The organism is Paenibacillus sp. FSL H7-0737, assembly GCF_000758545.1.
GTDB lineage: Bacteria > Bacillota > Bacilli > Paenibacillales > Paenibacillaceae > Paenibacillus_AQ.
The window spans coordinates 3,322,168-3,337,829 of record NZ_CP009279.1; the positions used below are offsets into that span (position 1 = coordinate 3,322,168).

Here is a 15,662-nt window from a genome sequence, read left to right on the forward strand (position 1 = left end):
CGATTTCTAACAAGTTAAAACAAAGGCATCGAATCCACAGATTCGATGCCTTTGTTTTAGAGTAGAGTACAATTTCCCAGATTGTGCGTTAGCCCTCACCCACTAATAGTCATTTGCGTAATGATTTAAATCATAATGGGCAGTTTAATCCTGGTGAACCTTGGATTCCGAATGTTAATGTTGTTCTATATAGTAATTCGAGTGGACCTGTGTTTCTACGCTAACGAATGTCAATGGAGTTTATAGTTTTCCGATTACCGTTTCGGGAAGTTATTTCGTTTATAAGACGGTTACAGATTCGGATGCTACTTGTCCACCAACTACTTTTTCGCAGCCAAGTGGATTTACAATGTCAAAGGGCCAAGAAAACTGACCTTAACCGTTACGAAGTCTCAAATCAGCAATAATGCAACTGTAGCCAATCAGAACTTTAGCCATGATACTACAAATAATCCCTTAAGCTGTAATACAACAATGATTCAATTTGCAGGAAGACCTTTCGTTTGGTATTACCTCAATGTTGTAACAGGTGCAACCGTTATTCGAGGAACGGTTAGCCCCCCTGTAGATATAAATGCAATCGGATATAATCCACTGGATAACTATTTGTGTGTCTCTATTTATAGCGTTTAAGGGTAAATTGAAAGATCGTTCCCTTTCCCGGTTTACTTGTAACCGATATTTTTTCACCTAGACCATTCACAATTTCTTCCGCAATTGCGAGCCCCAGACCGCTTCCTTTTTCATTATGTGACTGCTCGCTCTTGTAAAATCTTTCAAAGATATAAGGGAGGTGATCTTTCGCAATACCGGGTCCATTATCAGATATCAGTACAGTTACAACCCTTGAATGTACTTCAGCATCAAAAGTTATTCTTCCATCTTCTCCTACATATTTCATGGCGTTATCCATTAAAATATTGACCAGCTGAAATACTTTATCTTTATTAGAAAGAACAGCAGGCAGATTTCTAGCGTTCTCTGTAATCTCAAATACAATGCCCATCTCATCAGACAAGAAAGAGTATTTAGACTCTATAAGCGCCACTAATTCCTGCGTATCTATTTTTTCTTTATCCCAGGTATCTCTTTTATTTTGCATTCTTGATAATTCCAACACATCATAAATCAAACGTTGCAGACGTGCACATTCGGATAAAATAATGCCATAATATTTATTGGTTTTTTCTTCGTCTTTAATCATTCCATCTGCCAATGTCTCTGTTAAAGCCCTGATGGAGGCAATAGGAGATTTCAGTTCATGGCTAATATTAGCGATATAATCCCGGCGAGTTTTTTCAAGCTGTTTCATTTCTTTAAGATAAGAAGAGATAAAAAAGCCGATTATTAGCGAGCCTAATAGTAGGGTGCCGGTAAAAACGTAATAGAACCCATTCAATACGGCTTGAAATTCACTACCCGGCTCTAATAAAAAGACAACTCCGACCGCTTGCTCATTCTGAATAACGGGTGCACCCACGACAATGGATTTACTCGGAAACCCGCTAATATTTTTAATCGCAGCAAATTTATTCGCTTTAATTACTTCTGGAATATAATCTATAAGGGCATCTTTGAATTCTTCCGATGTAACATTGAAAAATTGCTGCTTACTCTCGTCTCCAGGTGAAAGGTCATTTCCCTCCAAATCATACACCTTCATAAGGTAGGGTCTAAAACCCCTAATATTCTTCTCGTTTTGTGCGATTTCAGCAGCTATAGAGGTTGCCTGAGGTAGCATATCTTTTAATTTATAATTCAAAAAAAGCTGTTTTATAATCAAGGTTCCCCCGATTTGCCCTAAAATAAAGCAGAAAAGGATGGCCAAATAAATTACTTTTTTGTTGGAAGTTACTCTTTTCATTTAGAAGACTCCATTTTATAGCCCATCCCATAAACGGACTTGATTTCAAACCCCAAATCTTCTTCGGGTAGTTTTTTTCTCATTCTCTTAATGAGATTATCAACCGCTCTAGTATCGCCAAAATAATCATATCCCCAGACCTTATTGAGGATTTGTTCTCTTGAAAGCACTTTGTTCCTATTGGTTGTAAAATAGATCATCAATTCAATTTCTTTAGGTGTAAAGTCCATTCGGTTTCCCTTGATATGGATTTCAAAAGCATTGCGATCAATTTTCATTTCACCTAGGGTCAGGATTGCATCTTCAGTTGGAAAGGTATAATGGATCCGTTTCAAAATGGTTCTTACTCGTGTGACAACCTCCCGAGGGGAGAACGGCTTCGTTATATAGTCGTCTGCCCCAATTTCCAACCCCAATATGCGGTCAGTTTCTTCACATTTTGCGCTTAGCATAATAATCGGGACGTTACTAGTTGTTCGAATCTTACGGCACACCTCTGTCCCAAAAAGCCCGGGTAGCATAATGTCCAGTATGACGAGATCAAAATGCTGATCCTCTAACTTTCTAAGCACTTCTTCACCATTGTATACCGATTCATATTCCATATGTTCTGCAAGTAAATAAGCAGATATGCTCTCATGTACAGCAATATTGTCATCACAAATTAGTATTTTCACTTTTCCTTGCATAGCTACCACCTTTATTCCGATATCATGGACCTTATTGTAAGTAAAATGTCTATACGGAGCAAGGAAGACTCAAGCAGAATGGAAAGAGACCGATTGGATGATCGGCCTCTCTTAACCAAGAATGCTTTATTCAGAAATATATACATTAGAAGTATCCATATTTATGGTGTGCGTTGCGGCATTCCATACTAAATTAAAATCAAGGGATTTTGCTATATCCCGGAGCTTATAATACTCATTCCCGCCGATATTATAGCCTGTTACTGAAATCTCTTGACCGTTTAAAGTTATCTTAGTGGATGTCGTAACACCTGTCTTCGAATTAGTATTTCCGGATGCTGAAAGTTCAATGCCAGTCGGGGTGTACGCTTTGTTAGATGTAATGTTTAAAGCATTTGTCTTCGCATCTGAGGTCACTTCAAACTGTTTTGTAGTGTTGTTTACAGCCATAGCTATATCCCGCAGTTTAAAATAGTTGCTGCCGTCAATAGTGTACGCATCTACAGATATCTTGTTCCCATTCACCATCACTGATGACTTGGAAGGAGTGGCAGTTGCGGATGCTTTTGGTGATGTAGCACTAACCTTGTCCGCCCAAGCAAAAAGCTCGTCCAGATCGTAATCTCCGCTGTGTGGAATATCCCAAGCCATCGCAAAGTCTACATTTAAGCCTTTATTCTCCAGCTCCGTAGCCAATATAGTAGAAACAGCGAGAGAGGTATCACTATCTTTGGTACCCATCCGAATCCGCCAATTACTTGTAGTGGTTGTTCCCTCAGTACTGATATAGTTCATCGGATTCATCATTTTCACTAGATTCTGGGCAGCAAGCGTTCCGCCGGCCGTATCATTATCCAAACCGAACTGGGTAAAATGCTGGGCAGTGACGTTCGATGTGCCAAACAGTTCGTTTTCGCCATTGCTCAGGTCTAAACCGTCAAAGGCTCCAGGCAGCTTCATTCTGCCCAAGTAGGCGAGGTATTGATCATAATCGATATCAGTGACGGTTCCATTTTCTATTGTAATCCATGTTTTATCAGACAGATCTGAACCCGCTTTTAGCGCTTTTTGCGCTGAAGCGATGACCAAGGATTTGATGTAATCTTTAAAGGGACCATTGCCATCTGCATTCATTGTTAATGCCGTTCCATCGGCTTTTGTTAGCTCTAGGCTATTTACGTAAGTTGGGAACATTGCTTTCAGTTCGTCTGATATTTTAATCTGATCTTCCGTTAATGTTCCTTCAACCATCTTTCTCTCCATGTTAAAATCCGTATTTCCGGAGAAATCCAGCTTTTCATAAGAGATAATATCGTTGAATTGCCATTCATAGGCTGCATCTGCGTTGTCTAGATTCGTAATTGGCGTGTAAGCCGAAACAGCAAAAACGTCATCACGCTCGTCGGCTGCACCAATAGCCTCCAAATAAGGCTCATATTCCGCATTATTGCCAGTCGCACCTAACAGTGTAGAGAGCGCTCCACCTGCGCTTGTACCGTTCGAAATGATTTTCTCGGCATCGCCTGGCATGATATCGTCATTATAGCGAAGGTAGCGGACAGCTGCCTTCAAATCCACAATCGCTGCTGGTGCCTTGCCAGTGTATGTGCCATTGTCATCTTGTGTAGTTCTACCGCGAGCACCAGGGGATGCGACTACATACCCTTTTGACAAGGCAACTGCTATAGCGTTAGGTGACCCTGAGGAGGCAGGTCCTGCAGTTACGTTTGTGCCAACTGCAGGACTATTTAATCCGGTTTCCGCTTCGGGCTTACTCGAATCAGTTTTCGCATTCACTTCTGAAGTCATTTCGGAATCCTTATCTGTTTTTTGAGCAGCGCCTTGCGGACCCGCTCCCATGCCTTTGCTCGACTCAGTACTACCTGGCTGAGCAGGCATGTACCCGCCGACCTGGTTCGGGAAAAAGATAGGTGCTGTATCGGCGGTATAGCTTCCGATCGATTTACCTTGGAAATAATCCTCAGGGACATAAACGTTCATGATTTCATAATTAGTATCTACTGGATTCTTAACGTAGACAATATTCTCATATGCTCGGTAAGTGACTGATCGGCCGTCTACCGTCAAAGTTTTAGTAGTATATTGGGCATCATTGAACTTTAGGCTGTATGCTCCGGAAGTTGCTGCACTAGCAGAGCCTGTAGTGAACGACATCGATAGCAGAGAAAAAGTAAGAACAGGGGTAATCCATTTTTTTAGTTTCATAGTTTTATCTCCTTTTTCTAAAATTTAATAGATCATTTCATCAACGATAGATATCTACAAACTCTTTTCAACTCCTCTCTGCAAGGTGTTAGCTTGGATTCCGCACGAATATTGCGAATATCCTTGATGGATTGAATCTAACAAAACATTGTGGCATAAAAATATCATCCTCATTGAGATATCGAATCTTAATCAGAAAAGTAAAGGAACTGTTAATGGAAGGAATAGGAATCTTGACACGACACCATTTGGTGTCCTATAATCAATATGACACTAAATGGTGTCCAATTGGGTGCTGATGAAGTATAATTGGTCACACTACAGGTAATATTACGGAAAAGGTGGGGGTGGTTTTGAACGATAATAGTCAAGTGAGGGATGTATATGACGCTGTTGCAGATCCAACAAGGCGAAAATTACTTCAAATCCTGGCTGATGTTGATGAATTACCCCTACATGAAATCACGGTTCATTTTGATATGGGCCGTACAGCAGTATCTAAGCACTTGTCTATTCTTAAAGAGGCTGATCTTGTAGTTGCTCGAAAGGTTGGTAGAGAAACGAGGTATCGTTTGAATGCCAATCCATTGAAAGAAATTCGGGATTGGGTATCTTTTTACGAAGGCTTCTGGAAAGAAAGAATCGATAAACTAAAACTTTTATTGGAGGAAGAATAATGAAACCAGATGTATCCTTAGATTATCAATTTACAAGCTCCATCGAGAAGGTATGGAACGCTTTAACGGATTCAGATACACTAGCGAAATGGATTTGGAGCAATGACTTTAAACCAGTCGTAGGGCATAAATTTCAATTTCGTGCAGAGCCAAATGAATGGTGGGATGGTATTGTAGATTGCGAGGTTCTCATAGTAGATGAGCCACATACATTATCCTATACTTGGCATAGTGCCGGAGAAGGTACAACAGTTACTTGGACTTTGAGCAAAGAGGAAGATGGTAAGGTTCATCTGCATCTTGCTCAATCTGGATTTAGTGAGGAGACCAAAGCTCGCCAAGGCGCTATTGAAGGAGCTAAATATGCTTGGGCGAATATGGGCAGTCAGCTTGAAAAAGTATTAGCAGAACTGTAATTTCAAGAATAGGGCGCTTTTCTGAAAATGGAAAGTGCCCTTTTTAATGGAATAAATGATGGCAATACTAAATGAAGAGAATGGAGATGAGATGATACCACTATGAAAATCAACCGATTGATTGCGAACAATATTAATAAGTTAGATGCAGTACTTCCAGTTGACCAATCCCTAGGGATTGCTGGTTTATCCGGATCTGGTAAAACCACCTTTTGTCAAACCATCGGAGAAGAATCCAAGAAACGTCTCGTTTCTTTATTGCCAAAGGCAGAATATCAGTATTTATTCCCTAACATTATGGAGACTAATTTCAGTGCGATTCAGATGGAAGAAATGCCACTCGTACTTTTTCTAGGGAGATCATCTATTTCTTCCAATCCTCGTTCAACCATTGGCACACATACGGGCGTGTTCACAGAGATTCGAGTTGCGATTGCTGAACAATATAACCTATCGCCAGAGGTTTTTTCATTTAATAATGAATTAGGCTGGTGCTCAGATTGTAAAGGTCGCGGCACTACTAAAAATGTCGAATGTAAAAAGTGTAAGGGTAAGCGATATAATCACGAAGCTGAACAATACAAAATGGAGTTATTAGGTCAAGGCAAGAGTATCTCCGATATTAATGACTTAAGCATTGAAACCATTTTTTCTCTAGCAGAAGTTCTAAACATTAGTGAAGGTAAACAAAACATTCTAAAGAACATAATCCATATGAATATTGGTTATCTAACCTTAAATCGTATAATGGGTACCTTGTCAGGCGGAGAGTTAACACGACTTTACTTGGCAGAATTCATGGCAACCAGTGAAAATACAGTAATTATCATTGACGAAATCTCTGTGGGTCTGGATCACCAAACCCTTTTAAAAATATTAGAGCAGATAAAACAACTAGGATTTAAGAATCAAATTTGGCTTATTGATCATTCGGATACCGTATTAGACATAACGGACGAGCAATTGTTCTTTGGACCAGGAAGTGGTAAATACGGCGGAAAAATCGTTGAAGAATCGCCACGTCCGGCGCCCATCAATGGAGAAATAAATCAGACAGCTCCAACTGAATATTATCATTTTCATGATCTTTACTGTCGTAATATTCAAATCGCCGAAATTCAGATTCCCCGTAATAGACTTGTAACGTTCACTGGGGAATCTGGCTGCGGCAAATCTACATTGGTCAATGAGTGTATGTCCAAGGATTTTGTGAAGCGATATCCCAAGGATAAGCTGGTGATTGTGGGGCAGGATCGAAATCAATCGATTACCAGCCGGTCTACGGTTGCGACTTTTCTTGATATTAAGAGAAAGCTCACAAAATATAGCGAAGAGATTGATGATATTTTTCAGCGCTCAATTGAAGATATTATTGATGAACTGCCAAATGAAGACATCGCTCATAAACGTTTAAGTTTATTGATCAAGCTTGGGCTGGGTTATTTAACGTTGGAAAGAAAAACACAGTCTTTATCCACAGGTGAATTTCAATGTGTTCATTTAGTCTCCGAGCTATTTGCAGGTTCAAGAAACCCCAATACACTTTTCATTTTTGACGAGCCTTCCAAAGGGTTATCACAAAATATTCTAAATCAATTCATTGATAGCATTAGAGACATTCTTCAGGACGAATCCGTCTCCATAATGATGATTGAACATAACTCGTATATGCTGGAAAATTCTGATTTTATCGTTGATTTTGGTAAAAGACAGCTTGAACCTGTTGAGCATCTAGAAGTTGTAAGTCATGAAGATTATTATCTCCAGCAAATCAGTGAAGATCATGTCGCTCCATTGCAGATTTCTTCAACACTGCGGCAACAAAATGGCATTAACTATTTAAAAGAAAATCAAATTGCCTACTTTAAAAATGCGGAAAACGTTTATAAAGGTGGCATCTTAAAAAGCTTATCTTCTATGGCGCGTTTGATATATGGTGAATATGAATCAGATACCATTGCACCTGTCATCGCCATTGATCTGGAAAGACACCTATATAGTCAATATACTTTTCTATATGAAATTGGTGGCTTGATCAACCAAATTGTAACGGCACATCCGACCAATAAAGATACAAATAGCTTCGATTTCTATAATCAAGACAATCATTGTCCATGCTGCAAGGGACGTCGAGTCATTGAAAAATTTGATTTTGAAGTTGTTCTTCAGAATAAAAATGTGCCATTTTGGGATGGCTTATTGCATCCAGATGCAATGGATATTCTGAAATTCTATCAATTCCCCAAAATCAAATTCATCTTTGATGAGATTAAGAATGAACTCGGACAAGATATCAGTAAGAGTTATAATGAGATGACGGATGTAGAAAAGCATACATTTTGGTACGGATATTGGGAAAAGTCATTTTATGATAAAGCAAGCAAGGCAACGAGAACTTGGGAAGGCTTTAATTACATCATTGGGAACTACATGGTGATATCGAAAGCGATTATTAAAGAGCATATTAAACAATCCAAAATACTGATTACCTGTCCAATCTGTGAAGGAACCGTACTAAATCATCATAAGAAGCTAAAGTTTGGCGACACAGATATTCGTGAGATCATTGGACTACCTCTTGATCAAGTGATCAGTACCGTTGGCAAATTACCGGTGCTTGAAAAAATGAAAGCTATTGTCGGCGGTGATATGGTTCTAACAGTGGATGTCTCTCTATTACCTAGGGAAATACAAGTTGCTCTAAAAATGCTTGAACTTGAAGTAGCGAGCTTTGCGCACTATGAAATGGTATTACAAAATGCACTGCCATTCTGGGGCGATATTAGCGGCAGTATTGAATCTATTAGCTTGAATAATCAGATTACGATTTGTGATTTTGAGAATATCACCGAAACCAGAGAATACATCATTGATAAGTTTTTCACGAATGGAAAATACAAAAAGCTGACCTATGTTTATGAAGCGTTTGGTTACAAAAAACTGGTCACTCTAATTAATAAGATAAAAGCTAGTCAGCCATGTCCATTCTGTAAAGGAAAGAAAGTCATATCCGAAGATGGACTTCACGATGGCGTTTATAAGTTAACGATTCCATGTGTTAGTTGTTACGCAAGTGGCATTAATGATGAAGGGCGTAAAGAAATTGTCGAAGGCATTGACGTCCAGACTTGGCTTACAGGTAACGTTAGTGATGTCGTGACTGAAAGCTCAAATATTGATGCTGTAGCAGATATTCCAATTTTCAATCGTATTCGGGAGTTAAATAAACAAGAAATGATGGCCGTTTATCAATACCTTGAAAATAATTAGTTAACCTAATGAAACCGCGCTATGCGCGGTTTTTTATTAGGTGGACACACTTTTGGGATAGCAAACGATGTGATATAACTCACAATTTAGACACATCTTATTAATAGGGATAGCTACATTGAGCTATAGGCATGCAACTTCCTTTTCTTTACAATTAGGCAAATGATAGATTAGAGAATGAATTGCTGATAGGGGGTGAACAATGGTTATACGCAAAAGTTTCTGTCACCTCAGAGTAATGCTAATGATGTTCTTCAGCCTTTTCTTAATAATCACGGCCTACAGTGGGAGTGCCAGTGCAAATACTACTTCGAAAGCGATTCCACTCCAGCCGATTATTAATGCGGCCCAAATCGGAGATTCAATTACTTTAGCTCCAGGTACTTACCTGGGTCCGGTTCAAATTGATAAAAGGCTGACGATTAGCGGGGAAGGAAGGGCAACACTATTAAATTCATCTCCCGATGCTGAGGTTGCAGTTATGATTCAGGCTGATGGGGTAAAGCTTCAAGGACTTAATATACAGCAGCATAACGGGGGAGAAGCAGCAGCGATTCGGGTGGAAGCCGATCAGGTAACTTTGAAAGATTTAGTCATACATACATTTGGCTTTGGCATTATGCTACGTGAGGCTGATAGTGGAGTTATAGTAAACAATAAAATCCGTTGGTTTATACCTAAAGGTGCTGCTTCGGGAAAAAGAGGTAATGGCATCGATATCTATAACTCTCATGGTTCAGATATCAGAGAGAATGAAATCTCTTATCTCCGAGATGGCATTTATTTAGAGAAGAGTCGCAATACAAAGGTTGATCACAATCGGCTCTATCATTTACGATACGGTGTTCACTGTATGTATATCAATGGATCATCTGTTACGAACAATATTGGAGAATACAACATTACTGGCGCGATGGTGATGGGAGTGAGCGACGTTATGGTATCAGGAAACTCTTTTCGAAAACAAAATCAGAATGTTCATTCTCAAGGAATCCTGCTCTTTGACGTTCGTACCTCTCAGATTGTAAATAACCTCGTGGAAGGAAATCGGGTAGGAATCTATATGCAACAATCCTCCGACAACACTCTCCAGAATAATATGGTGCTCCGAAATTATATTGGGATTCAATTTGAGGGTTCTGAAGGCAACCGCTTTCAGAAGAATGCTTTTATTGCCAATGTGATTGAAGCACAGGCAACGGATTCTAAGAATAATAAGATGACGAGAAATTTTTGGGATTCATTCGAAGGTCTGGATGTATCGGGTGATGGCATAAGTGATCTATCATATGCTATTAATCCATTTTATCAGCAATTAGTTACAGAAAATGCTGCTTATCAGCTCTTTTTTCAATCACCGGGCATGACATTTTTAAGCGATCTGTATACAAATGATAAAGAACAATGGTCCACCGATCCAGAGCCGCTTATGCAATTGGATTCAGTTCATGCAGATGTTGGACAAGTTAGTGAGGGGCAAGGGTCAGTAATGGTAGTGGGTTGGCTGCTTTTGTTCTTCGCTGTGATCACAATACTATATATGGGGGTATTAAGGTTATGAAAAAATGGAGTTTAGTACTGATGATGATGATGGGTTTGTTAATTCTGGCGGCTTGTGGCCCCAAAAAGTTTGAACCTTTGGCGATAAATGAAAAAGTTGATATTTGCGCGATTTGCAATATGCAGGTTAAGGACGATGCTTTTGCTACACAACTAACAACAAAAGACGGGAAGAATTATAAGTTTGATGATATTGGTTGTATGAATGAATGGAAGAGCAAGAATGGAACCAAAAACATCGGAATGGACTATGTCCGGGACTATAACGACAAAGAATGGGTAGAATTCAGTAAGGCCAGCTTTGTATATGATGAGACTCTACGCACACCTATGGCTTATGGAGTTATCAGCTTCAAAGACACTGCTTCAGCCGAAGCTTTTGTGAAGGAACAAGGTGTTGGCAGCGTTCTGTCAGCAAGTGATCTGTCCAAGCATGAATGGAAACAAAATACGGATATGATGCAAATGGACATGAATGGCGGAGAAGGACATATGGACGAGCATAAGTCTGAGGAAATGGAAGATATGACATCGGATAAAGAGATGGATATGTGATAATGGTTGATATCCTGCAAGTCGCACGCAGAGAGATTAAAATGGGTTTTCGGAATCCATGGGCTTATTCTTTTTTGGCATTATTTTGTGCGTTTAGTCTTGGCTTACTACTGATTAATGCACAAAATGAGATTCAAGGCTACACCGCAGTTACAGGTTCCATGCTAAGTCTGATTTTGTATCTACTGCCGCTTATGACATTATTTCTAGGCTCGTTTTCACTGACTTCAGAAAAGGAAGAGGGTAGCTGGCAGCTTTTATCTACTTATCCAATAGGAACATTGTCATTTATTCTTGGCAAGTATGTGGGGCTGGCTGTCGTATTACTTACGGTTGTGGCTTTCGGCTATGGTTTAATGGGAATGATTAGTGGATTCTTGGGCATGGCCTATGATTCTACTACTTACTTTCTATTTTTGTTTTTTTCCGCAGGACTTGTTTTACTATTCTTGACCATCGCTTTGTTTATCGGTTCATTATCAAGAAACCGCTGGCAGGCGCTGACTGTTTCTGTTGCTGTGTGGTTTTTCACAGTAATAGGTTGGCCGACGTTTTTGATCGCCTTTTTAGGTTTAATGCCGTATCTCTGGATTAAGCCCTTGCTGGTCGTATTCACAATACTCAACCCAGCAGAGCTTGTTCGGTTATTCGTTGTAATTAAGCTGGGCGGAGGTTCAGTGCTGGGACCTGAATATTACCAATGGGTAGAATGGATAAATGGTTCGAAGGGTAGTTTGTTGTTTATGGGAGTCTGTCTAGTTTGGATGTTAAGCTCGATCCTGTTTGTAAATTGGATATGGGAAAGGGGGCGCTCTCGTGGATAACCCCTTAGTGAATGTAAGAGGAATCTCTAAAGTTATTAAAAAGCAAACAATAGTTGAAGAGATTAGCTTTCAAATCCCCACTGGGAGCATACTTGCACTATGTGGCGGTAACGGGGCTGGCAAAAGTACCGTTTTGCGAATGGTTGCCGGTATTATTCAGCCTTCGGTGGGCGAAATCTCAGTGGGTGGTTTATACTGGCACAAATCACGCAAACAATTCTCGGAACAAATTGGTTATATGCCAGATGATTATCAATTCAATCAGGGGCTGTCGGCAGAGGAAGCTCTGACTTTTTGGGCCGCTCTCCGTAGGGTACCCAATCGCAAAGCGAGAGTAAACGAAGTCCTTGGCTTAGTAGGCCTACAGGATAAACGAAATCGTCTGGTCAACACCTTTTCAAAGGGAATGCGTCAGCGTATCTTATTTGCTCAGGCATTGTTGGCCAAGCCTTCGTTGCTAATTATGGACGAACCCACAAACGGTCTTGACCCTTTTTGGATGAATGAATTCGTAGACCTACTCCAAAGAATCAAGGAAGAAGGGCATACCGTTATTTTCTCCACACACCAGTTAGAAATCGCTGATAAAATCGCTGATCAGATTGTCTTTTTAAGTCATGGAAGAAATGTTGGTTCAGGTCCGACCAAAGAATTTCATGCGAAATTTGGTTCTCTGTATACAGCCTTTAATCATAGTCTGGGTCTGAAATGAGCATGCGTCGAATCATTGCTTTGCTGGTGATTATCGCAGCTGTCACGACTGTTGTATGGGTATTTAGCCATAATGAAACAAGAGATTCATCTGAGAGGATTGCAGTGGGCTCTATCGCTCCCGAATTTGAAGCTACTACTATAGAAGGTAAAAAGGTTCGACTAAGCGATTTTCAGGGACAGATTGTGGTGCTTAACTTTTGGGCCTCCTGGTGCACGTCATGTGTGCGAGAAATGCCCCTTCTGAATGACATTCACAAATCCACTAGTTCTCAAATTGAAACCTTGTTTATTAATGTTGGTGAGTCTAAAGGGACTGTATCAGAATATCTTAAGAATCACAGTTTTTCTTTTCCAGTTGTCATCGATGTTACCGGAAAAATATCTACTTCATTCGGAGTTAGTGCGCTTCCTGCTACGTTTATTATAAACGGAGAGGGGAAGATCAAAGAGGCTATATTAGGCGAAATCACAGATTTCCCCTTAATGCAACTAATCAATTCATATACATATTCCGGTATACAGCCGGGGTGAGATTCTCGAACCGTTTGAATGTTTTAATAAAATAACCAGTATCACAAAATCCTAAGTCATCGCTCACTTGATTAATAGGTGCGTCTGTGGTTTCCAGCAACTGCTTGGCCCATTCAATTTTGAGTCTGGCAACGAAGAGGGAGAAGTTCTCGCCTGTTTCTTTTGTAAATATGCGACTGAAATAACTAGGGCTGATATGACAAAGCTTGGCCATTTCTTTTAGGCTGAAATTTTCATTTTTGTGCGCATAGATGTAATCGAACGCAGGCTGAAGCACTGCATTTGAAGAGACCAACTTTTGTGCTCCATTTTTCAATTTGGTCTCAATAAGCGCTCCTGACAACTCTTGCTGCAGAGACTGAATTTTGCGATAAGTAAGGTCTGTCTCCTCGAAAGATTCTGCTGAAGCAGATATATCGATATCTGTGGTCAGTACTCTTTTGTACAAATCAACGGTGGTACGCTTTTGAATGGCTTCTTCCACGATGTAAGTACTTAACTGTAGAAGTAGGTCCACGCATTTGGTTACTTCATCGTAGGATAGGACAGGAAGTGCTTCGTAATCCTCTTTGAGCGCTTGAAACTTCATGTTCGACTCAACATTAGGTGGCCTAGATACTATCTGCTCCAGCTGTGACACATCAGGTTCACGAAGCTTAAGCTGTCCGGCCATAATTGCACCCAAATATTGATCGTCAATAATAATTGGAATCGCGATATCGATAATGTTGAAATGGCATAAATAAATATAAGGCTTGTTCTGGCGTACAGCCTCAATGCCGGCACGAGCATCACATTTTTGACAATAAGGAGAGAGATTAGAATCTTGGCGAACGCCTTGGCAGAAAGGCTGACAGAAGCTGTGCTTAGTCACGGGAACGCCTTTATAATCTACGGTAAGAATCGCCATTTTAGTCACGAGTGATAAAGAATCCTGCAGTTTCTCCCATTTTTTCAAATCAATTATTTCTTCTAAATTAAATCGAGATTTGGACATCACGATATTCTCCTAGGTAAGTTATAGAAACATATTGAACATTATAGCGAATTTTTGCTCAAAAGGACAAGATAATACTATTCCTTAATAAGAAGACAAAAAAACTCGATAAGAAAACGCTTTATTCTGATCTTATTGTTTCATGCATACCGAAATAGAGCAATCTATAATAATAACTATATACAACCTAGGAGGAATGAAAATGAGAAGAGCGTTTATCAGTCCGACGAAATATGTGCAAGGTGAGAATGAACTTTTGAATTTAGGCTATTTTGTAAAAACATTCGGTGATTCCGCACTGCTCATTGCACATCCAGATGATGTTACACGTGTGAAAGATAAATTGGAGTCAACTAAACAGAAATTTAATATAACGCTTGTTGAAAGTGGCTTCCATGGGGAATGCTCAAGACAAGAAGTCGCAAGATTACAGGCTCTGGCTAAGGAACATCAATGTGCATGTACGATTGGGTTGGGTGGAGGTAAGGCGATTGATACGGCAAAATGCGTAGCAGAAGGTGAAGCATTGATTATCGTTCCAACGATAGCAGCCACTGATGCACCAACAAGCCACTCCGCGGTACTCTATACCCCAGAAGGTGAGTTTGATGATTATGCTTATTTCAAGCAAAGCCCAAGTGTAGTCATGATCGATACAACAGTCATTGCCAAAGCGCCAACAAGATTTCTTGTTGCAGGGATGGGTGATGCACTCTCCACTTATTTCGAAGCAAGAGCTACAGCAAATTCTTATTCCAATGTGAATGCGGGATTGCCTTGCGGGGTTCGTGAAGGTGTTTGTGGGGAAGCTAAAGGAACAATAACCGCACTAGGTCTTGCCAAACTGTGTTATGACACTTTGCTTGAAAATGGGTTCAAGGCGAAGCAGGCCTGCGATCTGAATATCGTAACCCCAGCCTTGGAGAATATCATTGAAACGAATATTTTGTTATCGGGACTAGGCTTTGAAAGTGGAGGTTTGGCTGCGATTCATGCGATCCATAATGGTTTAACAGCTTTAGAAGGAACACATCATTATTATCATGGTGAGAAGGTAGCCTTCAGTACAATTGCTCAATTGGTGCTTGAAAATGCAGACCGTACCGAATTAAGAGAAGTATTGGATTTCTGCCTGTCTATTGGGCTTCCGGTGTGCTTAGCAGATATCGGAGTGGAGCAAGTCACTTACGAAGAACTTCTTGAGGTTGCTAAAAAAGCTTGTATTGCTGAGGAATCGATTCATTCGATGCCGTTCCCAATTACAGAAGAAGCCGTAGCATCGGCGATTATGGCTGCTGACCAATTAGGCCGTCAATACAAATTAAGTAAGGAGCTTTAA

At 40.1% G+C, this 15,662-nt stretch carries 14 protein-coding genes; 10 read left to right on the forward strand and 4 right to left on the reverse strand.

What is annotated here, in order from left to right:
* The first annotated feature begins 309 nt into the window (after positions 1-309).
* Positions 310-633, forward strand: coding sequence for a hypothetical protein (locus H70737_RS30720; protein ID WP_156113112.1), 324 nt, complete (start codon positions 310-312; stop codon positions 631-633).
* Here H70737_RS30720 and H70737_RS29820 read toward each other — a convergent pair.
* The 3 genes from H70737_RS29820 to H70737_RS14385 form a co-directional block, all read right to left on the reverse strand.
* Positions 617-1,864, reverse strand: a complete 1,248-nt coding sequence (locus H70737_RS29820; protein WP_052404290.1) for a sensor histidine kinase — start codon at positions 1,862-1,864, stop codon at positions 617-619. The two genes, H70737_RS30720 and H70737_RS29820, sit on opposite strands and share 17 nt — an antisense overlap.
* Positions 1,861-2,553: a response regulator transcription factor gene (locus H70737_RS14380; protein WP_042188250.1), complete on the reverse strand. Its 693-nt coding sequence runs from the start codon at positions 2,551-2,553 to the stop codon at positions 1,861-1,863. Before H70737_RS14380 ends, H70737_RS29820 begins: the two co-directional genes overlap by 4 nt.
* A gap of 126 nt (positions 2,554-2,679) precedes the next feature.
* Positions 2,680-4,779, reverse strand: a complete 2,100-nt coding sequence (locus H70737_RS14385) for a subtype B tannase (RefSeq protein ID WP_197071292.1) — start codon at positions 4,777-4,779, stop codon at positions 2,680-2,682.
* A 347-nt stretch (positions 4,780-5,126) separates the two neighbouring features.
* On the opposite strand from H70737_RS14385, the gene H70737_RS14390 reads away from it, so the two are divergent.
* The 8 genes from H70737_RS14390 (at position 5,127) to H70737_RS14425 (ending at position 13,326) form a co-directional block, all read left to right on the forward strand.
* Positions 5,127-5,456 (forward strand): ArsR/SmtB family transcription factor, encoded by a 330-nt coding sequence (locus tag H70737_RS14390; protein WP_081951121.1) that lies wholly within the window; start codon positions 5,127-5,129, stop codon positions 5,454-5,456.
* Positions 5,456-5,872, forward strand: coding sequence for an SRPBCC family protein (locus tag H70737_RS14395; RefSeq protein ID WP_042188254.1), 417 nt, complete (start codon positions 5,456-5,458; stop codon positions 5,870-5,872). The genes H70737_RS14390 and H70737_RS14395 overlap by 1 nt, the downstream gene beginning before the upstream one ends.
* Positions 5,873-5,974: 102 nt before the next feature.
* Complete coding sequence (locus H70737_RS14400; RefSeq protein ID WP_042188257.1) at positions 5,975-9,142, forward strand: ATP-binding cassette domain-containing protein; 3,168 nt, start codon at positions 5,975-5,977, stop codon at positions 9,140-9,142.
* A 202-nt stretch (positions 9,143-9,344) separates the two neighbouring features.
* Positions 9,345-10,703, forward strand: a complete 1,359-nt coding sequence (locus tag H70737_RS14405) for a right-handed parallel beta-helix repeat-containing protein (RefSeq protein WP_231573455.1) — start codon at positions 9,345-9,347, stop codon at positions 10,701-10,703.
* Positions 10,700-11,257, forward strand: coding sequence for a nitrous oxide reductase accessory protein NosL (locus tag H70737_RS14410; RefSeq protein WP_042188259.1), 558 nt, complete (start codon positions 10,700-10,702; stop codon positions 11,255-11,257). Before H70737_RS14405 ends, H70737_RS14410 begins: the two co-directional genes overlap by 4 nt.
* 2 nt (positions 11,258-11,259) lie before the next feature.
* The gene (locus H70737_RS14415; protein WP_042188261.1) at positions 11,260-12,081 is read left to right on the forward strand and encodes an ABC transporter permease; all 822 of its coding nucleotides are present in this window, start codon (positions 11,260-11,262) and stop codon (positions 12,079-12,081) included.
* Complete coding sequence (locus tag H70737_RS14420) at positions 12,074-12,793, forward strand: ABC transporter ATP-binding protein (protein ID WP_052404291.1); 720 nt, start codon at positions 12,074-12,076, stop codon at positions 12,791-12,793. Before H70737_RS14415 ends, H70737_RS14420 begins: the two co-directional genes overlap by 8 nt.
* Positions 12,790-13,326 carry a redoxin domain-containing protein gene (locus H70737_RS14425; protein WP_042188266.1) on the forward strand — a complete coding sequence of 179 codons (537 nt, stop codon included), beginning with the start codon at positions 12,790-12,792 and terminating at the stop codon, positions 13,324-13,326. The genes H70737_RS14420 and H70737_RS14425 overlap by 4 nt, the downstream gene beginning before the upstream one ends.
* Here the strand turns inward: H70737_RS14425 and H70737_RS14430 are convergent.
* Entirely contained in the window at positions 13,289-14,323 is a 1,035-nt protein-coding gene (locus H70737_RS14430) for a PocR ligand-binding domain-containing protein (protein ID WP_042188268.1), read from the reverse strand. The two genes, H70737_RS14425 and H70737_RS14430, sit on opposite strands and share 38 nt — an antisense overlap.
* 202 nt (positions 14,324-14,525) lie before the next feature.
* On the opposite strand from H70737_RS14430, the gene H70737_RS14435 reads away from it, so the two are divergent.
* The gene (locus tag H70737_RS14435) at positions 14,526-15,662 is read left to right on the forward strand and encodes a glycerol dehydrogenase (RefSeq protein WP_042188270.1); all 1,137 of its coding nucleotides are present in this window, start codon (positions 14,526-14,528) and stop codon (positions 15,660-15,662) included.